The 22,558-nt window shown below is 45.0% G+C and carries 16 protein-coding genes; 7 read left to right on the top strand and 9 right to left on the bottom strand.

The annotated features are described in order from the left end of the window. Positions 1 to 32: 32 nt before the first annotated feature. From HNQ56_RS02545 to HNQ56_RS02505, 9 genes are all read right to left on the bottom strand, one after another. Positions 33 to 1,787 carry a sensor histidine kinase gene (locus HNQ56_RS02545; RefSeq protein ID WP_429142442.1) on the bottom strand — a complete coding sequence of 585 codons (1,755 nt, stop codon included), beginning with the start codon at positions 1,785 to 1,787 and terminating at the stop codon, positions 33 to 35. A 227-nt stretch (positions 1,788 to 2,014) separates the two neighbouring features. Beyond that, entirely contained in the window at positions 2,015 to 4,174 is a 2,160-nt protein-coding gene (locus HNQ56_RS02540) for a glycoside hydrolase family 3 C-terminal domain-containing protein (RefSeq protein WP_429142440.1), read from the bottom strand. A 157-nt stretch (positions 4,175 to 4,331) separates the two neighbouring features. Beyond that, a complete protein-coding gene (gene alr, locus HNQ56_RS02535; RefSeq protein WP_429142438.1) occupies positions 4,332 to 5,471 on the bottom strand; it encodes an alanine racemase in 1,140 nt (379 codons plus the stop codon). 114 nt (positions 5,472 to 5,585) lie between these two features. Then, a complete protein-coding gene (locus HNQ56_RS02530; RefSeq protein WP_429142436.1) occupies positions 5,586 to 7,001 on the bottom strand; it encodes a LysM peptidoglycan-binding domain-containing protein in 1,416 nt (471 codons plus the stop codon). Between the two features lie 75 nt (positions 7,002 to 7,076). After that, positions 7,077 to 8,927, bottom strand: coding sequence for a sialate O-acetylesterase (locus HNQ56_RS02525; RefSeq protein ID WP_429142435.1), 1,851 nt, complete (start codon positions 8,925 to 8,927; stop codon positions 7,077 to 7,079). Positions 8,928 to 8,950: 23 nt separating this feature from the next. Next, positions 8,951 to 10,954, bottom strand: coding sequence for an alpha-glucuronidase family glycosyl hydrolase (locus HNQ56_RS02520; RefSeq protein WP_429142433.1), 2,004 nt, complete (start codon positions 10,952 to 10,954; stop codon positions 8,951 to 8,953). A gap of 174 nt (positions 10,955 to 11,128) precedes the next feature. After that, complete coding sequence (locus HNQ56_RS02515) at positions 11,129 to 12,835, bottom strand: extracellular solute-binding protein (protein WP_429142431.1); 1,707 nt, start codon at positions 12,833 to 12,835, stop codon at positions 11,129 to 11,131. Positions 12,836 to 12,948: 113 nt separating this feature from the next. Next, positions 12,949 to 13,818 (bottom strand): carbohydrate ABC transporter permease, encoded by an 870-nt coding sequence (locus tag HNQ56_RS02510; protein WP_429142429.1) that lies wholly within the window; start codon positions 13,816 to 13,818, stop codon positions 12,949 to 12,951. 17 nt (positions 13,819 to 13,835) lie between these two features. Next, entirely contained in the window at positions 13,836 to 14,810 is a 975-nt protein-coding gene (locus HNQ56_RS02505; protein ID WP_429142427.1) for an ABC transporter permease, read from the bottom strand. 379 nt (positions 14,811 to 15,189) lie between these two features. On the opposite strand from HNQ56_RS02505, the gene HNQ56_RS02500 reads away from it, so the two are divergent. The 7 genes from HNQ56_RS02500 (at position 15,190) to HNQ56_RS02470 (ending at position 22,556) form a co-directional block, all read left to right on the top strand. After that, positions 15,190 to 15,987, top strand: coding sequence for an AraC family transcriptional regulator (locus HNQ56_RS02500; protein WP_429142425.1), 798 nt, complete (start codon positions 15,190 to 15,192; stop codon positions 15,985 to 15,987). 101 nt (positions 15,988 to 16,088) lie between these two features. Beyond that, a complete protein-coding gene (locus HNQ56_RS02495; protein ID WP_429142423.1) occupies positions 16,089 to 16,973 on the top strand; it encodes an AraC family transcriptional regulator in 885 nt (294 codons plus the stop codon). A gap of 14 nt (positions 16,974 to 16,987) precedes the next feature. Beyond that, on the top strand, positions 16,988 to 20,533 hold the full coding sequence (locus HNQ56_RS02490) for a glycoside hydrolase family 2 TIM barrel-domain containing protein (RefSeq protein ID WP_429142421.1): 3,546 nt from the start codon (positions 16,988 to 16,990) through the stop codon (positions 20,531 to 20,533). 222 nt (positions 20,534 to 20,755) lie between these two features. Beyond that, complete coding sequence (locus HNQ56_RS02485; RefSeq protein ID WP_429142419.1) at positions 20,756 to 21,025, top strand: type II toxin-antitoxin system RelE family toxin; 270 nt, start codon at positions 20,756 to 20,758, stop codon at positions 21,023 to 21,025. A 17-nt stretch (positions 21,026 to 21,042) separates the two neighbouring features. Further along, a complete protein-coding gene (locus HNQ56_RS02480; RefSeq protein WP_429142417.1) occupies positions 21,043 to 21,255 on the top strand; it encodes a hypothetical protein in 213 nt (70 codons plus the stop codon). Positions 21,256 to 21,511: 256 nt separating this feature from the next. Next, positions 21,512 to 22,264 (top strand): hypothetical protein, encoded by a 753-nt coding sequence (locus tag HNQ56_RS02475; RefSeq protein ID WP_429142415.1) that lies wholly within the window; start codon positions 21,512 to 21,514, stop codon positions 22,262 to 22,264. Positions 22,265 to 22,394: 130 nt separating this feature from the next. Continuing rightward, on the top strand, positions 22,395 to 22,556 hold the full coding sequence (locus tag HNQ56_RS02470; RefSeq protein ID WP_429142413.1) for a hypothetical protein: 162 nt from the start codon (positions 22,395 to 22,397) through the stop codon (positions 22,554 to 22,556). The last annotated feature ends 2 nt before the right edge of the window (positions 22,557 to 22,558 follow it).

Raw genomic sequence — 22,558 nt, 5'->3', positions numbered from 1 at the left:
TTGCCATATGTTATCATGGTGCATAGGCTGATCTATTTAAAAACCCTCATGTTTTCAACCGGTATTTCTATCATGATACAGGTTCCAACCTGCTTTTCACTTTCGACCGTAAATATGATTTCGGAGCCGCAATACTTTTTAAGACGTATGCTTGCATTTAGCATTCCAAGGGAAGTGGTTCTCTGCAAATCATCGATATTGGCTTCATTCAGAAGCTTCTCAAGGCGGAAAACCTGTTCCTCCTCCATGCCGACTCCCGTATCTTCAATTTCAATATGCAGATACTGATCTTCTTTATTAACTGTTACAAATATAGAGCCGGCATGTCCCTCCCTGTCAAATCCATGAACACAGGAATTCTCTGCAAAAGTCACCAGCAGCAGGCTAGGCACCAAAAACCCATAGCATTCTTGATTCGCCTTAATCTTATAGTTGAAATCGTCACCAAACCGATATTTCTGAAGATTTAGATAATCCTTCATAAAACCAATTTCCTGTTCAAGGGGAATAAGATCCGATCCCCATTCCGCACTTTTTCTCATTAATTTGGCCAGGCTTTCTACCATCAGGGAGGTTTCCTGCTCCCCTTTTATTACACAGCGCATTCGTATATTTTCCAACACATTAAACATAAAATGCGGGTTAATCTGGCTGTATAACGCCAGCAATTCCGCCTGCTGCCTGGCGAGATGAAGCTCCTGCTGTTCCAGCTTGCTTTTAAACTCATATTCAATCAGATTCTTCATTCGGTCCGCCATTAAATTATAGTTCTCCAATAGCTCGGCAATCTCGTCCTTGCCTTCTATCACAGAGATTACAGAGAATTCCTCCGCTTTTACCTTTTTAAGATACTTACCCAAAATCAATACCCTTTTTGTGATTGATTTACTGAATAAAGCGATAACAATTGCAGGTATCATTGCATCTGCAAAAAATAATATAACGATCAGCCATAATTTATCTTTTAATATCTTCGCATAATTGGATTTGTACCCCTTCAGATAAACATCAAAATCCAAACCAAAGGAATTGACAGATTTACTGTGTTGTACTTCATCCATCGGAACAAAAGAGGATGCCATAAAATTCTTTTTTATATCTCTGTCCTTCGGATCATTGCTAAAAATGACCATATCACTGCAGCACACATAAACAATTGTATCAAAAGCAGAGCTGTTGATATGCTCGTTTATTTTGTTGTAATTTAAATCCAGCTTAACAAGTTTTTCATTTTTGTTTAGCTCGATATAATTTAATTTTCTTATCACAGAGATGACTCTGCTATTATTTTTATCATATCCGGCAGCATTATAATTATAATAAGGATAGATCAACAGCTCCTTACCGGAATTCACAAAATCCTGATACCACTTTTCAGATCTTATTGTATCAATCCGATAATATCTGCCTCCGTTATACATCGTTAAATTATCAGAATATAATGTAATTTCACTTATGATATGTTTTGAACTGGCATAAAAGACATAATTTTCAAATACCCTGTTATATGCCTGAAGATATTCGATTTGGTTTCCATAATGAGTATCCAGAAAATTGTATATCGAGGCACTTGCATATAAATCAATGGTTACATACACGGCGCTTTCTATGGATGAGGTTATATCCTGTGCAATAGAATCGGCTATATTATCAATTTTTTCCCTTTCTTCTTTTCGGGAAACCTCCAGCATATTCGAAATAATGATTAAATTAGTAACAAAAATCGGAACCATTACACAGAAAACATATAAGAATATTGTTTTTGTCCGGATTTTTCGATTATTCATACTGAGCTGCAATTTTCTTTTGTTCTGTCGAAGCAGCATTGCAGCCTTTTTAATAAAATTATACTTATTTCGCTTCATGCTCATAGACCCATCCCCTTATCTCGCATCCGGTATAAAATGATCATCAGCCAGCAGCTTCCCAAGAAGCAAAGATATGCACAGAGATAAGAAATAAGCCATAGATCTTCGTATCTACAGCTGTATCTCTTTCTCTGCTATAATTCACTTTACAAAATACCAAATCTGTTATGGGCTTGAATTGACAGCTTGGCAGGCTTCCTGCCAGTAAGTTCTACACTTCTGTTGTCCGGCTGGGAGGTACCCACATATACGGAATAGCTGCCGGGCTCAACCCATTTATCTCCATTCTCATCGCTCAAGCCAAAGGCCTTCAACGGAAGATGGATTGCTATCTCCTTATCCTGTCCTACTTCTAACGTCACCTTAGTAAAGGCCTTCAATTGAGGATTTGGAGTTCCTTCTCTTTCTGCCTTGACATATACCTGGACAGTTTCTCTTGCTTTCATGCCGCCTGCATTTGATATCCTTAAACTGATATTAATTCCCTGCTCCGTTATAAAATTCTTATCTCCCTTGACCTCAGAGATGTTAAACTCGGCATATGACAATCCATAACCAAATGGATACAGCGCCTCATTCTTCATATAACGGTAGGTTCTGCCCGCCATGGAGTAATCAGTAAAGGCAGGCAGCTCTTCTGTGGAACGATAGAAGGTTACCGGCAGCTTGCCTTCCGGAGAGTACTCTCCAAAGAGTACCTCGGCTATTGCCCTTCCTCCCTGCGCTCCGGGATACCACCCCTGCAAAATTGCCGGGATATTATCATCAGCCCAATTAATTGCCAGCGCGCTGCCCGACAATAAAACCAATACCACCGGTTTCCCGCTCTTAACAATGGTCTTAAGCGTTTCTTCCTGCAGACCGGGAAGATTGAGATCCGGCTTATCACCGCTTGCATATGCATTGCCCTCATCACCCTCTTCACCCTCAAGGCCTGAATCCAATCCCATGCAGGCTATAATAACATCACTTTTCTCACAGATAGCTTTAACCTCTGAAATTCTGTCATTCATCCGGCTTAAGGGTTCCACTTTCTTCTTATACAAATGGCAGCCTTCCGAATAATACACTTTTACTTCATCGCCAAGATAATCCTGGAGTCCCTCGCTTATGGTCACATACCGTGACGCTGTTCCTTCATAATTCCCTACCAGTGCCCTTCTATTGTTAGCATTGGGACCGATCACACCAATACTTTTTATCCTGTTCTTATCAAGAGGAAGCAGGTTGTCCTCATTTTTAAGGAGCACTAAGGTCTTCTTTGCTGTCTCCAGATTCTTCTCACTCATCTCCTTCGAATCAACCACAGAATAGTCAATCGATGAATACGGAACCTTATCCTGATCATCGAATACTCCGAGCTTCATTCTTGAAGTTATCAATCTTTCCACAGCAGCAGTTATCTTCTCCTCCGCAATCAGCCCTTTCTTTACTGCCTCCGATAAATACAGGAACATATTGCCGCAATTAAGGTCACATCCCATATTAACAGCAAGCGCGACAGATTCAAAGGGATCATTGGTAACGTGATGATGCAGATGAAAATCCTTGATAGCCCAGCAGTCAGAAACCACATGACCATCAAAGCTCCATTTTCCGCGCAGGGTGTCCCTTAATAAATAACCGCTGCCGCAGCAAGGCTCTCCATTGGTCCTATTATAAGCTCCCATCACTGTTTCGACTTTTCCGTCCCTTACGCAGGCTTCAAAAGCAGGCAGGTATGTCTCAGCCAGATCCTGTGCCGTTGCTTCTGCGTTAAAACTATGCCGGATATCCTCAGGGCCCGAGTGTACCGCAAAGTGCTTGGCACATGCCGCTGCTTTGAGATAATTCTCATTATCCCCTTGTAAACCCTTAATATACCTTACGGCTAATTTTGATGTTAAATAAGGATCCTCCCCATAGGTTTCATGGCCCCGTCCCCATCTGGCATCCCGAAAGATATTCACATTGGGAGCCCAGAAGGTTAATCCTTTATAAATATCCGTATCATCAAATTTCTGCTGGATATTAAATTTAGCTCGTCCCTCCGTTGATACCGCGTCACCGACGCTTTCCAGCAACTCCTCGTCAAAGGATGCCGCCAGGCCGATAGCCTGGGGAAATATTGTGGCAACACCGGCTCTTGCCACACCGTGTAAGCCTTCATTCCACCAATTATATGCTTTTACTCCCAAACGTTTAATGGCAGGAGCATTATGAAGCATCTGCAGACATTTCTCTTCCAATGTCATCTTACCGACTAATTCTTTCGCTCTGGCCTTATATTCATTGATCTTATCCTCATTATGCTGTAAATCGCCCATATCTTCTCCCCTAGTCAGATTTTAATGTTTTCTTTTCTTATAAACTATATTTCAGCTTAGTTATTGTTATATACTACTTATATCATAAATGAGAATTTATTACTTCTTGTGCATTGCTAAGTAATGATCAAATATTGCTCTTTTGTAATTAAATCATCTATATTCCTGTGATATATACTCTTGGCACCCTGCTTCCTATGCCTGTCAATATCTCATAATTAATGGTCCCCAGCTTCTCTGCCAGCTCCGTCGCAGTGATGGTTTCTTCCCCCTGGGTCCCGATGAGCACCGCTTCCTCGCCCCGATAGCCTTCCCCATCTCTGCCCAGGGATACTACAGTGTGATCCATGCTGATATTTCCCACCACCGGGTATCTGCGTCCATGGATCAACACTTCGCTTTTGTTGGAAAACCCCCGAAGATAGCCGTCACCGTAGCCGATCAGAAGGGTAACAGCCCTCGTATCCTCATCCGAAATCCAGGTTCGCCCGTAACCCACCGATGTCCCTTCCAAAACTACCTTAAAATAGGTTATTTTCGCCCGCAGAGAAAGTGCCGGCAGTAACTGCGCTTCCTTTTCCGTATATTCGGACGGATGATAGCCGTACAGCATAATCCCCGGCCTTACCGCATCCAGATGACTTTCCGGCAGCCTCAGTATGCCCGCACTGTTGGCAATATGAAACATGGGAGGCTCGATATCATGTCTTTCATAAAAGCGGATCGCCTCCAGAAACCGCTCCAACTGCAGATGAGTAAAATCAAGCTTCTCATCATCTGCTGTGGCAAAATGGGAAAACACTCCCACTACATCACAATATTTCGAACGAGAGGCCGCTTCCAGGAATCTGGGGGCTGAAGTATCCCGTACCCCGACTCTCATCATTCCTGTGTCAATTTGCAGATGAATTCTCGCCCGCTTTCCCAACGCTCTTGCGGTCTCCTCCACTTCCTCCAGCCCTGTGACAGAAGAAACCGTAAGATCAAGATCATGCAACAGATATTCCTTAATCTGCGGCTTTAAAAATGCCCCGGTAATAAGAATGGGGGCCGTAATCCCCGCATTTCTCAGAAGAATACCTTCTTCCACGAATGCAACGCCAAGATAATCCGCCCCCTGGGAAATCAGGTGTTCCGAGACCCGGACAATTCCATGTCCATAGGCATTGGCCTTCACCATAGCAATTATTTTTTTTCCGGGGGCCCTTTGCTTTACGGCCTCCAGGTTATGGCTGATGCAGCTAAGATCCACAATTGCCGCCGCACGATCATATAAATCAGAACTATTCGTCATCATAATTCAACCTCTCATCCAGCACATTCTCTGTTGTACTTCTACTATAATGCTTGTACTAGTATTATAGTCCAAACCAAAATACAAGTAAATGCTTTTTGGTTAACCGCAACTTCCCTAGATCTCCGGCAAAACTTTATCTATCCTGTACTGAGAATTAATCACCAGCCACATCTGCGTAAAGTAGCTCATGATGTTCCAGATCCCGACTCCCTGAATGCCATATTCCGGCACAAAACTTACCAGAGAATTGATGCTTCTGGCATCGCTGAACCATACGATATGTCTGACAGCCTCTCCTCCCTCCTGGGCAGTATACTCGAAATACGGAGCTTGGGCGCTTTCTTCAAATTTAATAACAGATTCTGTCTGCACCGCCAGCTCGATTGCCGCGTCATTTGACAGGGAATTAGCCCGTGTCATTCCCAGGACGTAAGGCTCCTGCCAGTTGTAGCCTATCACGGAGATGCCCGCATATATTTTCTGCGGCGGTACCATGGTAATCGCCTCCTGAAGCAGAAGCTCCGTCAAATGAGCTGATGTAATGGCAGTAGGAGGCCCGGCCAGCGATCCCCAGCCATAGGTTAGAATCTGCATATAATCCGACGCTCTCCCAAGAACCGTATAATCGACCTGCTCAAAAAGTATCTCATTGGAGTTCACTATGATTCTTGGAGTTACGGTGATGAACAGCTTATATCCTTCCGCCCTTAATCTCTGGGATAGTTTGGATATAAAGTTTTCATATGCCTCTCTGTTTATCTGAGTCAGATTTGAAAGGGATATATTTAATCCATAATAGCCCTTCTCCCTTAAAATCCCTAAAATGGTATCAATATGCCGTTCTAAGTTATTCTCATCATACAGGATGCTGTTCACTACTTCAATATTGCCGGTTCCCTGGTAGGTTAAGGTGGATAAGGACATCAGAGGCGCGACTCCGAATCTCTTGGCCATATCAATGATCTCCGTATCATCGACTCCTTCAATTTCTCCTGCCTGGACTGTTCTGTAATTAAATATGGTCAGGTAGGTCAGGAAGGGAAGGGTTTTTCTGAGGGTATTCCTATTTATGAACGGGTAGGCATATGCATTAATTGAGACTCTGCCCTCAGTATCATAACGTATGACAATGATCTCCCCCTGGTAGATCGCTGTCCGGTTAAATAAAAACGGATTATTTCTCAACAACTGCATTACTGTAATCTGGAAGATTTCCGCTATACCTTCTACGGTGTCACCTTCCTGTGCGATATAGACCTGTGCCGGATATGCGATTACAACTGTCTGCCCAATTACCAGATGTTCAGGATTAATTAATCCGTTATCCTCTACCAGCCTTGTTACCGATACATTATAGTCTGCTGCAATGGTATAAATGGTTTCCCCTGGTTTTACAACATGTATTATCATAACTGCCCCATATCGGGCGACGGCGCAGGAGAAGGCAGTCATATCATCCTCCCTCACACAACTGCTGCCAATAATGTATTGCGGAAAAACCGTATGACCCCAGGCCTTCTTCCGCACCATTTTACATCGCCCCGGTCTTTTTATTAAATTATATGTTGCCCTACCCCGTCTCCATAACAGCAAAACTGCCATACATTACAAAGACATTCGGAAACAGGCAGCCGGCAAGCCTTTTGCATTATAGAAATTGATGTTTTCCGGGTTATCACGCCAGGCATACCGGACAGATACAGGAATATCCACCTGACCGCTTGTTACAGTCACCTGCGCTCCCTTTCGGACAGCCTTTGCAGGATAGTATATTCCGTCCCTTCCCGCCAGCTCAAAGTGATTGATCTCCTGTTCCAGATCCAGTGCTTCCAGATAGCGGAAGCAGATCACAGCTTGTTTTCCTGATGTCCGGGCCTCCTCCGGTATGGGGCAAAGATTCTCTTCCTCCTCATGGTAGATCAGGGCTTTTGCTGCCCATGCCAGCCGCACGCCGATCCCCTTCTTATTCTGAGGATGCAGATCATTATATTCCCCTAAATCCAGGGCTGCCACCATTGCCACTTGCTCCAGCTTCAGCCCCTGTCTCTGCTGCTCCCTCAGCTCCGCCCAGCCGCTGTCCGAAGAAATACCCAGGGGCTCCTGGTAATTTGGGAGCTGGACATAGATGCAGGGAACCTCACACCCCAGCATTCTGCGCCAGGAGGTCAGCATTTCTTCGAATTTACCGGCATACTCCTTCGGATCAGAGGTGTTGCTTTCGCCCTGATACCAAAGAATAGCCTGAAAAGCAGTTCTTTGCAGCGGTGCTATGGCCGTGTGGTATAAGCCTGTGGGCAGGCTGGCCGGAAACAGGGCTTCCGGCATCGGCGTATCCGTTCTCTTCCCAATCCGGTAAAACCATTCTCCCTCCAGGCACAGCTTCTTGCCGCCGCAGCTCAAATAATAGGGCCTTCCTTTAATTGTGCCTCCATTCCCCCTGTTAATCACGATACGCAGCATGATCCGGTTGCTGCCTTTTCGCAGTACTCCCCGGGGTATCTGATATTTTCTTGGAGGATACCGGTATTCCGTTCTGCCAATCAGCATTTCGTTAATCCAGATCTGGTCCGAATCGATAATAGTACCCATATAAATACCCGCACCCTCCTCGTCAGCAGGCTCTTCTTCCAGTGCTACCTCCCGGCACAGATACACGGATCCTTGAAAGAATTCATCCGTATAATCCCTTACCAGAGAGGGCAGGGTACAGGTCTTCCATTCCTTATAATTTTCCTGGGACACAGCCTTAAGCTCTTCCTCCTCCAGCTCCGACAGCCACCGGTTGACCGGCTCCTGCTGCTCCTTCATATAACACTGAAAATATTCCTGGTTATAAAAAGCTTTCACCCTCGGATCGTATTCCCCAAACTTATGAAGAGCGTCCGGGCTCATCCATGCTTCTATGGTGGATCCTCCCACTGCCGCCATGATTAAGCCGACAGGTACCTGGAAGGCATCTCGGATTTCCTTTGCGAAGAAGTATCCGACGGCGCTAAAGCCCATCAGATCCTCTCCCGCTGCCTTCTTCCACGAGCTCTCCGCCATATATTTCCTCGGCCCATGAAACTGGTACTCTGCCGGAAGCAGGTATTGCCGTATCTCAGGTTCACAGGTCCGGCTCACTTCCTCTCCTGATACATCCAGAACCCTTCGCAGGGGCAGCTCCATATTGGATTGGCCTGCCAGAAGAAAAACATCCCCAAAGAAGACATCCGAAATAATGATCTCCCTGCTGCCCCTCACCGTTATGCTATAGGGGCCTCCGGCCGGAACCGGGGGAAGAAAGATGCAGAAATCTCCCTCCTCATCCGGCACCTGGCTGTATTCCCCTCCCATAACGCGCAGGATTACCCTGTCCGCTTCTCTTTCCGTCCCATAGATACAATTGATCTTATTCCGCTGCAACACCATGCCGTCACTGAAGACAGGCGCCAGTATAAGTCCGCTTTTCTCCATAAAAATCCCCCCTTCCGCTGCATCTAATATAGACTTCTGCCTTGATTGTCCGGTATCCCTGTTTTGCGGTAGAAATAAGAATTGACCACATCCCGCCATTCTTTTGCATGCTCCTTTTGATGCTCCAATCTTCCCAAGACCCTTTGGTAGGCCGCCTCATCCACATATCCCTTCAGCTCCTCCCATATCTCATAGAACAGCTCCGCTTCTTCCGCTCCTTCATAATGGGTATCATAAATGTGCTGCAGCAGAGTCTTTCCGCTGGAGAGGACGTAATCATACCGCACATGATGGAAGAACAGAAGCAGCTCTTCCGGGCAGGTGCCCATATTCCCATACATAGAGGCTAAAGGCTCGTTATACTGATTACAGTAGCCCGTCCCCTTCTCCGTCCGGTCAACGCCGATTCCGGTGTGATCGGCCTTGTGGTAGGTTCCCCACCGGTCATACTCGTATCCGTCCACATCCGGTCCGTAATGTAAGTTAGGCTTTACCATCCAGCCGATGCCCAGGGGGGAGGTGTATTTTTCATAGGCGGGCCAGGACATCATCAATATTTTCAAGATGCTGTCCATCACTTTACTGTCGCTCCCGAAAGTCAGAAGAATCCATTCCCTGGCAATCTCTTCCGCCGTCAGACCGGTATCAAAGGCAAGCCTGCCAAAACCATAGAGGTTGGCTCCCGCCAGATCATGTCCCGTCCAATTCACGTCACTTCCGGTATTGGCAACGGCCGCCATCCCGCAATGAACATTCCCGTGGATTCTGCCGCTTACAATATCCTCCATCTTATCCAGCTCATCGCCGCAGCGGGAAGGAAAGTCCAGAATTTCCTTGAACCAGGGAAGCAGATAGCATACATGTCTCTGCTGTCCGGTATATTCCTGGGCAATCTGCACCTCCAGCATCATATTGGTGTTCTTCAATCCTCCAAATAAGGGGGATACCGGTTCCCTTACCTGGAAATCCATAGGCCCGTTCTTAATCTGGAGAATCACATTATCTGCAAATTGCCCGTCAAGAGGCATGAAATTATCATAGCCGGCCCTTGCTCTGTCTGTCTTAAGATCTCTCCAGTCCTGCTCGCAGTCATATACAAAACAACGCCATAGTACAATTCCTCCATAGGGTCTGATTGCTTCCGCCAGCATATTGGCGCCGTCCGCATGGGTTCTGTCATAGGTAAAGGGTCCCGGCCTCCCCTCGGAATCCGCTTTTACCAGGAAGCCTCCCAGCTCCGGCACATTGGCCCAGATCTCCTCTGCTTTCTCCTTCCACCAGCTCTTCACCCTGCCGTCACAGGGGTCAGAGACCGAAAGGCCCCCAAGCTCTATGGGTGCTGCAAAATTTATGCTCAAATACAGCTTAATATGATAGGAGGCAAATAACCGCGCCAGGCATCGCAGCTTATGATAATACCGCCCGGTGATCAGTTCCGTCGCCGTATTTCTCACATTGACATTGTTGATTGCAACAGCATTGATTCCAATGGAGGCGGCCATTCTGGCATAGACTCTGGTCCGGTCATTGAACAGGAGTTCTTCCTTTTCAAAGAAGAAGGAATTGCCTGAATACCCCCTCTCAATGCTGCCGTCCATATTATCCCAATGATTGAGCATACGCATGGGATTCGATGGCTTTTGCCGTTCCTCCAGGGAAAAGGAGGTAAAATCTGATGCCCCTTGCAGCTGCAGATTACGCAGCAGAGCGAATACACCATATAAAATTCCGGCCTCAGAACCTGCCGATATCAGGCATTTCCCTCCTTTCGCCTCAAGGCGGTATTCCTCCTCGTCATAGGGCAGCGCAGAATCCAACTCAAGACAAATTCCAGATTGTGCCTGTCTATAGGCCTCCATATTCGCCGCCTCTTTCAACGGTCTCCCGTAGAGTCCCTCCAATCCGATTTTCAGCTCGTCCACCGCATTGTAAAGCATTTTACTTTCTTTGTTGCTGTAAATTACAATTTCCAATGCATCCTCACCGGAAAGCTTATGGTATTGCAGCCAGCAATGTGTATACTCCATGGCTATCTCCTTCTGTTTTGTTTTCTGGATTCGTGTCCGTTTTTCATTTCGGCGCTCCTTTCGCCGGTTTCCCGGCGCTATGAGATTTCTAATCCCCTCATCTTATTGTTTAAAAAGAAGGCCCGCAGTGATACGGGCCTCCTTGATAAGCTTTTACAATCCCCTTAGCTTGCATTAATTGTGACTCTCCCATGCTGCTTTGCGCTCATCAATAATTGCCTGACCGCCGGAACTGAGATAATCTGCCATTCCGCTGTCAAATACCGAGTCGAACTTATCAGCAGGAGCTGTCACGGACTGAGTCAAAATTACGTCACGCTTCTCACTGAGTGCAGGCCCCATACCGCTTTCTGAGGTAATCTCGCCATAGCTGTGCTGCTTGCCATAGATTCCGTCACGGATGGAGTAGTCGTATGCCAGCTCAATATATTTTGCATCTACGCCCACATAGCTGAGCGACAGGGATTTAGCTGTCAGCTCCTGGGTCTCCAGATTCAAACCATTGATGGTCATGGTGTAGTCAATATTTAACGGAGAGTTCATGATCTTCTCGCCCGTGGCCGCCATAGCCTGTATGCTGCCGTCGGCCAGCGTGGTATGGTTAACGCCTTCCTCACCGATCTGTAAGAACTTACGGTTTTCAAAAGCAGTAATCCAGTCAAGATACAGAAGGGAAGCAAGAGGCTCCTCATTGGTTGTAGGGAAGAATATCTTACGGTCAACCGGAGCGGGAAGGAATTTGGCATAAACGCCTGCATCATTCTTAAAAGGCATAACTGCCACATAACCGGCATCTTCTCCAACCAGTCTCTTGAGGTTGTTATTAATGCTGTTATCACCGTCACGGTAAGGATAATCCCAGTTATGCATGAACGCTCCCACATAGCCTGCCTTCATCATATTGTCTTCCGTCGGGTCACCGGAACCGTAGATAGCAAAATCCTTCCAGATCAGTCCATCGTTGTACCATTTATTAAGTAATTTTACGCCCTCTTTAATTCCCGGATACAGGAATCTTCTGTCATCAAAGCCATTGATATACTGTTCCTGCTCTGTAATCGAACTGGGAACAAAGGAGGCCAGCAGATGATCTGCACGCCAGCCGATATCAAAGCTGATACCGAAGGGTACCATCTTGTCGGCATCCGCACCAAGAAGGAGGGAAGCATTGTCCTTAAAGGCCACCAGCATCTTCTCGAATTCTTCCAGGGTTGTAGGGGACGCAAGGTTTAATTTCTTTAACCAGTCTTCGCGTACGAAGGTGTTGATTCGGGTGGAATTGGCCAGACGCGCTTCCAGTGCCCAGATTGTTCCTTTCTCCGGATCCCTGTCCCAATACATATTGGATTCCTGCAGCCATCCCCACAGATTGGGAAGCATATCCTTATAGTCTTCAACATAAGTGCTTAAATCCATTACTCCGCCCATATTAGCATAGGTCTGAATGGTGGGATAATCATAGGTCAGGCAGACGTCCGGTGCATCGCCGGCGGCCAGCAGGTTGTTGATCTGATCCTTCTCTGTCCAGCGGGGAACCGGTACATAGGTTACTTCCACGTTATGGTCGCGGAGCATTCCCTCCTTGATGAAATCAGTGAAAAAATTATCCTCCGGTTTGGAGCCGCCGTCATTGCCGCGCTCATAAATCTCAACCGTTATTTTTCTTGTTTCTACAAATCTGCCGTTTACAATTTCCGCATTCTCCTCAGGCTCCTGCACCTCAGGCGTAGCCTCTGCTTCCGGCTGTTTTTTCTCTTCTTCCTTCGCACCCTGGGTGACCGTCTGATTACCCTGATCCTTAGGGGTTTCCTTGCTGCCACATGCACTCATCATTGAGACGGCCAATGCACAAGCCAACAAGATAGATAGCATTTTTTTCATAAGATACCTCCTGACCATTATTTATATTATTTGACCAATTACGTCCATACTCAGTGCCGGCAATGTCGGCAGGGCTACTCCTTTACCTAAGAAATATCCAAAACTGTATCTTACTATTCTTTAATCGCTCCCAGCGTTACGCCAGCTATGAAATACCGCTGCAGCCATGGATAAATCATTATAATAGGTATGATTGCAATCATTACGGCTGCTGCCTTCAGAGTCTCTGAGAGTCCCGGCGTGGTAAAGCCCTCCTGGGCTGCGACCTCCACTTGCATCATACTGTTCAATATGTTATATAGAAGAAGCTGAATGGGATAGAATTTTCTATTGTTCATATACATTAAGGCATCGGAAAATCCGTTCCAGCGGCCTACGGCATAGAATAGGGAAAGGGTAGCCAGCACCGGTGTGGACAGGGGAAGATAAATCTTCATCAATATTTGCACAAAGCCTGCGCCGTCAATCTGGGCCGATTCCCGAAGACTCTCCGGGATGCCGAACAAAAAACTCTTCATGATGATCATGTTAAACACGCTGAGACATCCGGGAATAATTAAAACCGCAGGCTTATTCATCAGGTCCAGATCCTTCATCAGAAGAAAGTTGGGAATAGCACCTGCATTAAAATACATGGTGAGAATGATCAGTCCGTTAAAAAATCTCTTTCCTTTGAAATTATCATAGATCAGAGGATATGCACAAAAAACGGTCATAATCATGGCAACGACTGTATAGATAACAGTGAGTATGGCTGTCCAGGCCAGAGACCATATATATTTGACATCCGACAATACCGTCTCATAAGCGTCCAGATTTAGACCAACAGGAAACAGCAGCACTTCATTTTTAATCAGAGCTTCCGCCGAGCTTAGGGAACGTGCAAAAACATTGAGAAGCGGAACGATACAAATGATTATAATGATGACACAGATAGCAGCAACGATCCAATCTCCCAGTTTGGTTGATTGCGATTTAATCATGATTCTTACCTCCCATATTACCAGACTCCCCGCTCACCGAATTTCTTAGCAATGGCATTGGCCATAAACAAGAAAATTACACAGATTACCGATTGGAACAGACCGACTGCGGTAGTTAAGGAGAATTGCAGACCTTTTATACCGTTTGTATAGACAAAGGTGGATATCACATTGCACACACCGTTCACAAGCTTATTACCCAGGGCAAAGGGACGGTCAAATTCGCTGCCCAGAATGCGTCCAAGGCTCATGATCAGCAGAGTTACAATGGTTGGGCGCAGCCCCGGCAGAGTAATATGCCATATCTTTCTGATACGTCCCGCCCCATCCACGGCAGAGGCCTCATAAAGTTCCGGATTGATTCCGGTAATTGCTGCCAGATAAATGATGGTATTCCAGCCAACGCTCTGCCAGATTCCAAGAAATATATAGGTGAAAACCCAATGTGTGGGATCATTCAAAAAAGGTATGCTCTCCAGTCCGATACGATTCAATAATATATTTACAAAACCGTTAGTGGGGGCAAACAATTGCAATGCCAGACCCGATATAATAATCCAGGACAGGAAATGAGGCATGTACACAATGGTCTGGGTAATCCGCTTAAACCGTTTGAAGGCCAGCTCATTCAGCAGCAGAGCCAGAATAATGGGAGCAGGAAATCCGATCGCCAGATCAAGAAAATTAAGGAGCAGGGTGTTCCGCAGGGCATAGATAAAATCCCTATTGGAAAAGGCTTTGATAAAATATTCAAAACCGTTGTTTTTTGCCCATTCCATCTTCCAGGCACTCTGGACGATACTGAACTTTTTAAATGCAATCTGGATATAATGCATTGGAATATACTTAAAAATCACAAAATATATAAGCGGAATTGCAAGCAGTACATAAAGGGTCCAATAACGCCTGATATAGCTCATTGATCTTCGAATTTTTACCGAAATAGTTCTCTTCGGAGTAGGTCCCATTGATACACCTCTTTCTTTACTCATCCAATATCCTCCGGTTACAAATTGCCGCCCCCGCTAAGACTGTATTTCAGAGGCCCAAACACCTTTAGACATAATGCACATCTATCCGTTTGTGTAATATATACATAAAATCATTTTAAATTATTGATTTTTAATTCATTATAACAACAAACTTTATAAAAGAACATGGTTAAACTATTGAAATAATGTAAAAATCAAGGATAATTTATTCAATTTTAATCTCAGACAGGACAGTATACATAAGTAAAATGATTGACACAGTCTGTTTATTCATATAAACTTAACGATAGTGATGATTGCTATTTTACGCTTATCTTTTCCGAATTCTATTTATAGAGGAACTTGTATATATTAAATCTGTATGTAAGGAGGGCTGCCGGTGGATGACGAATTCTTAGATAATATTATGGTGACGATTGAATATTTTAACCACAGGATTTGTACCCCCGCATGGTCAATCAGTGACACTGTTATTTCCTTTGTTGACATTACCTATGTAGTAAAGGGGCAGGCGGAGTACACAATAAACGGCATCAAATATACCGTATCCTCCGGTGATCTTCTTTGTATCCCGCCAGGAAGCCAACGCTCCGCCGTAAGCTGTCCGGAGGATTTGATGGAATGCTACAGTATTAATGGAATGGTTCGGGATATTAACGGTAAAGATTCCGCTATCCCATTACCTCTCCTTTGCAATATCGGTCTGCATAAGGATATTATCGCTTTATATAATGATCTGAGCTCTGTTTGGAGGCTGCGGGATCCCGGATACCATCTTAAAGCCCGGGCTTTGTATATGATGATACTTCAGCGGTATTTTCAGCTTATCGTATATAAGAAAGACACAAGCATCATCGACAAACGGATCAAGAAAGTTTTGCATTATATGTCAAACCATTATAATGAACCTATCACCGTCCAGCAGATGGCCGAACTGATCAATTTAAGCGATATGTATTTCGGCAATCTATTCAAACAGGAAACAGGCATGTCATTCCGTAAGTTTCTGACCATGATCCGGATGAACCGTGCCGAAGATATGTTATACAGCGGCGAGTATAGGATTACAGAAATTGCAGATGCCTGCGGTTTTTCAGACGTGTTTTATTTCAGTAAGATATTTAAAGAAAACCGTGGCTATGCTCCCTCCACCGCCCTTCGGTCAAAGAAAAAATAAATTGTTGTTTTTTGTATAATCTCAAATTACCAGAAACAATCAGTTTCACTTTACTAATTTAAATATGACAATATTTAATAATTTAATAGGAGGAGAAGGATATGATTGAAATACTGAATGGTATTAGAGAGACGGTCTCTTACTCCGGCAATCTTGGAGCCCGCCTTTTTCTTAACCAGGAAGCAGAGGATTACCCCATTCATTGGCATACCGCAGTAGAACTCATCATGCCCCTGGTCAATTATTATACCGTAGTTGTGAACGAGGTTCCCTATGTCTTGCAGCAAGGGGATATTATCATTATTCCCTCCGGTGAATTGCATCAGCTCTTTGCTCCTGAGGAGGGGAAACGGATTATATTTCAGTTTGACTATTCCCTGCTGAACCGCCTCCACGGCTTTGATTCCACCTTTCAGATGTACCATCCCTGCCATGTTGTGACCGCAGATAAATATGGGGACATTCACGATATCCTATACCAGTTCCTGCTGGATATGAAGAAAGAATTCGAGAGCAATGCCGTATTGAAGGAGGCATCCATCTATTCCATGATAATACAGTTTTTTGTAGCTCTGGGCAGAGTATTTGTAAACGGAGATACCCGCTTTCCCAATATCAAAAGATCGAAGCATCATGAATATATTGAGAAGTTCCTTACCGTCTGCAATTATATACACGAGCACTGCACCGAGAATTTAAGCGCGGATGATCTGGCCGAACTGGCCGGCTTCAGTAAATTCCATTTTACACGGCTGTTCAAGCAGTTTACCGGCATGACCTTCTACAATTATCTTAATCAACAGCGGATCATGTATGCGGAAAAGCTCCTTGGTGATCCAAATCTCTCTATAACGGAGGTGGCCATGTGCGCAGGTTTTACCAGCATTTCAACTTTTAACCGCTTATTTAAGGCTTATAAAAAATATACGCCCTCGGAATACAGGAACCTTCACGGCCCCCATTCCAATATGTCTGTGAATTTTTAAGAAGGAGATTATCCATGAACAGCACAAGATTATTTAACGACAATTGGTATTTTTCCAAACAGCTCCTGTATACCAGCCTTGAGAAAATAAACGGACCGGAGATTCTCTGGGAGCCTGTAAGCCTGCCCCATGATTGGCTTATCTATGATACGAACAATCTTTATGAAGACGGTGAGGGCTGGTATAAGAAAGCCTATGAGATAACAGAGCTTGGGCCGGATACTCTGACGGTTCTCCGTTTTGAAGGGGTCTATATGAACTGTTCCGTCTATGTCAACAACAGTCTGGCCGGAAGCTGGAAATATGGTTATTCCACCTTTGAAATTGATATCAGCCGCTATCTTACGGTCGGAACCAATCTGATTCTGGTACAGGTAATGCATGAATCTCCTAATTCCAGGTGGTATTCGGGAGCAGGTATCTATCGCAATGTCTGGCTGAAGACCCGTCCCTCCACCCACTTGGCCTCAGATGGAATTTATATCTCTACCAAACAGGATGGCACGGAGTGGTTGGTGGAGATCACTGCAGAGATTAGCTTGGGCGCACAGAATACACCGGACGGCCTGGAACTGCGGCAGTGGATTGCCGATGAGAAGGGGCAGATTATCGCCCGTTCCGAGTCGTTGATTTCATCCGACCATAAGGGGGCAGGTGTTATAAATGACGAAATGTTGCTGACAACCTGCCATCAGCTTAAAGTTTCCAATCCCAGGCTATGGGATATTTCCTCGCCCGCTCTCTACCGTTTAAACATCCAGTTAATCTCAGCGGGTCGGGTAATCGGCGAGGAGCATCAGACCTTCGGCTTCCGAAGCATTGCCTTTGACAGTAAGAAGGGCTTCTTCCTCAACGGCTCTCCTCTCAAGCTCTATGGTGTATGCCAGCATCACGATCTGGGATGCCTTGGCGCGGCGGTTAACCGGACCGCTCTCAAGAGGCAGCTTCTGCTCCTGCAATCCATGGGCACCAATGCTATCCGCACCGCACACAATATGCCTGCGGTGGAGTTAATGGAGCTGGCAGATGAGATGGGGTTTCTGATCGTATCCGAAGCCTTTGACATGTGGGAAAGGAAGAAGACCACCTATGATTATTCCAGGTTCTTCAACGAGTGGGCTCCCAGGGATGTGGCCAGCTGGATACGCCGTGACCGCAATCATCCCAGCGTAATCATGTGGAGCATCGGCAATGAAATTTATGACACTCATGCAGATGAACGCGGCCAGGAATTGACCCGTTGGCTGATGGAGCTGGTAAAGGAGCATGATCCAAGGGGTAATGCTCCGGTTACCATAGGCTCCAATTATATGCCCTGGGAAAACGCCCAGAAATGTGCGGATATCGTCAAGCTGGCCGGTTACAATTATGCCGAGAGATATTATAATAAACATCACAAAGAGCATCCGGACTGGATTATCTACGGAAGCGAAACCTCTTCCACAGTACAGAGCAGGGGAATCTACCATTTTCCTCTGGTTCAGCCTGTTCTATCGGATGATGACGAACAGTGCTCCTCTCTGGGCAACAGCTCCACCAGCTGGGGTGCCAAAAACACGGAGCAATGTATCATTGATGACCGTGATGCCCCCTATTCCCTGGGACAGTTCATCTGGAGCGGGTTTGATTATATCGGTGAGCCCACACCCTATCATACGAAGAATTCCTATTTCGGCCAAATCGACACCGCAGGCTTTCCCAAGGATTCTTATTATATATACCGGGCAGAATGGACCAGTTATAAGGAGTATCCGATGATTCATATTTTCCCTTACTGGGATTTTTCAGAGGGACAGTTGATTGATATCCGGGTATGCTCCAACGCTCCCAAAATCGAACTCTTTTTTAACGATATCTCCCAAGGGGTATGCTTCATTGACCATGCCCATGGGGACCGGCTGCTGGGCGAATGGCAGCTCCCTTACTCCAGGGGAATTCTGAAAGCAGTCGCCTATGATGAAAATGATCTCATGATCGCAGAAGAAATAAAATCCTCCTTCGGTGATGCCGCCGCCCTGATACTGACACCGGATAAAAAAGAGGTCAATGCCGACGGACAGGATCTGGTTTTTATTGAAATAAGTGCCGTGGACCATCAGGGTCTCCCGGTGGAAAACGCCAATAACAGAGTACACATTACCCTGGAAGGGCCGGGCTGCCTGCTGGGCCTTGATAACGGCGACAGCACGGATTACGACCAGTACAAGGGAACCAGCCGGAGAATGTTCAGCGGAAAGCTCCTGGCTGTGGTGTCAGGCACCTTCTCTCTCGGAGAGATTACCATAACAGCGGAATCGCCCGGCCTTGCGCCTGCGCGGATGACCATCAGCGCGATTCCCGCTCCCATCACCCCCGGAAGCTGTGAACCCATGGTCTCCCGAACCAGAGGCAAAATGACAGGGTGTGCAGACACATCCTCCGACGATATCCCGCGGGACAATGAGGAGCCCTCTGTACACAATGCCGGGAGAGCTTCTGCAGATAATAGCGCAGAAATTCCCATCCGTAAGCTGGAGATCATATGTCCCCAGGGAAACAAGCTGACAAAAGATATGCCTGTCCTCACTGCACAAGCAATCATCCATCCGGCATCTTCCACCTATAAGGATGTCCAGTGGAGGATCACCAACGTTGCCGGAATTGATACTAATATTGCATCTCTTAAGGCGAGCGGCACCATGGCAGAGATAACCGCCCTGGGTGATGGAACTGTCTACCTTCGCTGTTCCGCTAAAAACGGAGCTGATAAGGTGAAGCTCTACTCACAAATGGAAATCTCCATCACGGGAATCGGTACTGCCAGTTTAAATCCCTATGCTTTCCTCTCTGCCGGCCTCTATACCCATGGCAGCGATAATCTGACCAACGGCAATGAACGGGGCGTCGCTACTTCAAGGGATGGCCGGAGTGTGATCAGCTTCGAACGGCTTGACTTCGGGGACTTCGGCTCCGACGTGCTTATCCTGCCGGTCTTTTCCCTGGATAATGAAGAGTTCCCCATTGAAATCTGGGAAGGAATACCGGACAGTTCGAATGCCTCCCTTCTGACAACAGTTACTTATCAAAAGCCTAGCATCTGGAATGCATATCAAGAGGAAACTTATAAGCTTCCAAAGAGGCTGAAAGGTCTTACCACACTGAGCTTTGTATTAAACCGCAAGATTCACCTGAAGGGCTTCTCCTTCATCAATTATGATAAAGCTTATGAGCGCCTGAGTTCTCTGGATCATACCCACATCTACGGAGACAGCTTCGCTATAAAGGAAGATGCCATTGAAGAAATCGGGAATAATGTATCCATTGTATTTGAACATATGAACTTCGGTGAAAAAGGCTCCGACATGCTGACTCTATGCGGCCGCTCTCCTCTTGACAGGAATACCGTCCATGTGCGTTTCCACGGACGGGAGGGGGATCGGATGGAAATTCTTGAATTCCCCTATTCCGCCGACTATACGGAGCGGGAATTTCACCTGCCTGCCATAACCGGAGAACAGACCGTCACCTTCGTCTTTCTGCCCGGCTGCCAGTTTGATTTTCAGTGGTTTCATTTTCAATAAATCCAAAATTCTTAATAATGAAATGATACAAGCCATGGAGCCGTCCTTACAAGACAGCCCCATTGGGCAAGGTCACGGATAATGGAGGTGCCGAGTTTATCGGAACGGGTCATAAGACCAACAATAATAACAACAAACCACTACCGATAAAACTTTTGACTGTCTAGCATGCTAAAGCTTGAAAAATAACTTTCTGTAAACTATACTGTAAGTAGAAAGGCGGTGGATATATTGCAGATAGAATATAGTAAATCAGCAGTTAAAGCAATTAATTCTATGGATAAATCCACAAAGCAGAGGATAAAACTAGGAATTGAGGGATTAACAACACAACCACCAACTGGTGATATAAAGCCGCTGCAAGGTTATTCTGATAATCATTATCGCCTACGAATTGGTGGATATCGCATTATTTACAAACATTTAATGGATAATTCAGTTGTAGTATTGTATATTATGGACATTGGAAGCCGTGGCGATATATACAAATAGAAAGGCAGGTGTTATATATGTCTTCAATAGCAAAACAAACTATTGAACTACTTGAAATGTTACCTGAACAAGAACAAGAACTTGTCAATGCCCTGATAAAACGTATGGTTTTGGCTTGGGATAGCGATTTTACAAAGCTGACACCTTTTGAACGGCAAAGGCTAGAATTAGCTGAAGATGAAATTGTAAAAGGTGAAACCATATCACACAATAACATTAATTGGGAATAATACAATGATTATTTAACATTTATTCGAAACATAGGGATATTGGATATATTCATAATCCGGTATCCCTATGTTAAATATAGTACAGTTTAAATCTGTTGCTCAAAGCTTATCCGCAGTAACAGATGCATCTTACCTCAAATACACTGATGGGCTGACCTTATATGATTTGTGCACACATACATATTATTATTTATAGAAATACTGCACACGATTATATTAATATATTTTAAACTTTCCGGTGCAAAGGATTTAATTTATGAGCAAAAAAAATATCATTATTATTACCATATGCGCATTATTATTCTCAATTATCTTCGTGTCCATCAGATATGACGATGCAAATATGGAGTCCCCTCTTCTGGGTGAAGCTGTTTCAATACCCCCGCGTGATATAATTACGCCAACGAATACTCCTTTTTGTTATCCGCATTGGTTGATGATAAATGAACATCTTGTTGAGGTTGAGTTGGGAGTATATCACAAACAAATTTCTCCAACCATTCAAGAAAAAATAGACTCCTCTGAACCGTTAGGTGTTACGGCGGAGCCGGTTGAAGCGAGCGAGTTTCCAAAAGAAGAAATGCAAACTAATTTTATGAAAAAGGGCTGTCCCATATACTACTATAAGGATGATACCGAAGAGCTTTATATCTTTATAGACTGCGATAGGGATACTTATTGTTATTACGTGTCCCCATGCCAGGATACACCAACCAATCCTCCCGATACCGTTCCTCCCGGATTGGTGCTGAATGGGAGGCTGATTTTACTGACGGGAAGACACGTTCAAATTTCTCCAAGTATTCAAGAAAAAATAGATGCCGCAGAATTGCTGGGGATTACAGTGGAGCCGGTTAGTCCGAGTGAATTTCCCACGGAGGAATTGCAGACGAATTATATAAAGAAAGGCTGTTCTATTTATCACTATAAAACTGATTCAGAAGAAGTCTACATCTTTATAGACTGTGACAGGACAACTTATTGTTTCTATAATACTCCATGGGAATAGATGCAGAAAGAAAAGGTAATCCGCGTTAGCAATCCTCCAATAAGGATGTTTACGAAAATCATAATTGTTTAGCACACAGCCAAACGATCACCGATGAATTGTAAATAATCTTTATTGGAGGGTTTGCCTTATGGCAAGATTTGAATTTGAATACACAGAGATTGATGAACAAAAGCCGGGAATGTACCGGGAACTGTTGCTTACATCAAAATATCAAAGAAAAAGTGATGGATTAAACAATCCATCAACTTTTTCGTACGTTGAATATCGATTTTACGTTAGTCAAAAATAGTT

This window comes from Anaerotaenia torta (genome assembly GCF_050433395.1).
Lineage (GTDB): Bacteria > Bacillota > Clostridia > Lachnospirales > Lachnospiraceae > Mobilitalea > Mobilitalea torta.
This window is presented reverse-complemented; position numbering and strand designations above follow the sequence as displayed.

Excerpts from the sequence above, each read along its gene's own strand:
- HNQ56_RS02545 (WP_429142442.1), bottom strand. The coding sequence starts at position 1,787 with ATGAATAATCGAAAAATCCGGACAAAAACAATATTCTTATATGTTTTC.
- HNQ56_RS02540 (WP_429142440.1), bottom strand. The coding sequence starts at position 4,174 with ATGGGCGATTTACAGCATAATGAGGATAAGATCAATGAATATAAGGCC.
- alr (WP_429142438.1), bottom strand. The coding sequence starts at position 5,471 with ATGATGACGAATAGTTCTGATTTATATGATCGTGCGGCGGCAATTGTG.
- HNQ56_RS02530 (WP_429142436.1), bottom strand. The coding sequence starts at position 7,001 with ATGGTGCGGAAGAAGGCCTGGGGTCATACGGTTTTTCCGCAATACATT.
- HNQ56_RS02525 (WP_429142435.1), bottom strand. The coding sequence starts at position 8,927 with ATGGAGAAAAGCGGACTTATACTGGCGCCTGTCTTCAGTGACGGCATG.
- HNQ56_RS02520 (WP_429142433.1), bottom strand. The coding sequence starts at position 10,954 with ATGGAGTATACACATTGCTGGCTGCAATACCATAAGCTTTCCGGTGAG.
- HNQ56_RS02515 (WP_429142431.1), bottom strand. The coding sequence starts at position 12,835 with ATGAAAAAAATGCTATCTATCTTGTTGGCTTGTGCATTGGCCGTCTCA.
- HNQ56_RS02510 (WP_429142429.1), bottom strand. The coding sequence starts at position 13,818 with ATGATTAAATCGCAATCAACCAAACTGGGAGATTGGATCGTTGCTGCT.
- HNQ56_RS02505 (WP_429142427.1), bottom strand. The coding sequence starts at position 14,810 with ATGAGTAAAGAAAGAGGTGTATCAATGGGACCTACTCCGAAGAGAACT.
- HNQ56_RS02495 (WP_429142423.1), top strand. The coding sequence starts at position 16,089 with ATGATTGAAATACTGAATGGTATTAGAGAGACGGTCTCTTACTCCGGC.
- HNQ56_RS02490 (WP_429142421.1), top strand. The coding sequence starts at position 16,988 with ATGAACAGCACAAGATTATTTAACGACAATTGGTATTTTTCCAAACAG.
- HNQ56_RS02480 (WP_429142417.1), top strand. The coding sequence starts at position 21,043 with ATGTCTTCAATAGCAAAACAAACTATTGAACTACTTGAAATGTTACCT.
- HNQ56_RS02475 (WP_429142415.1), top strand. The coding sequence starts at position 21,512 with ATGAGCAAAAAAAATATCATTATTATTACCATATGCGCATTATTATTC.
- HNQ56_RS02470 (WP_429142413.1), top strand. The coding sequence starts at position 22,395 with ATGGCAAGATTTGAATTTGAATACACAGAGATTGATGAACAAAAGCCG.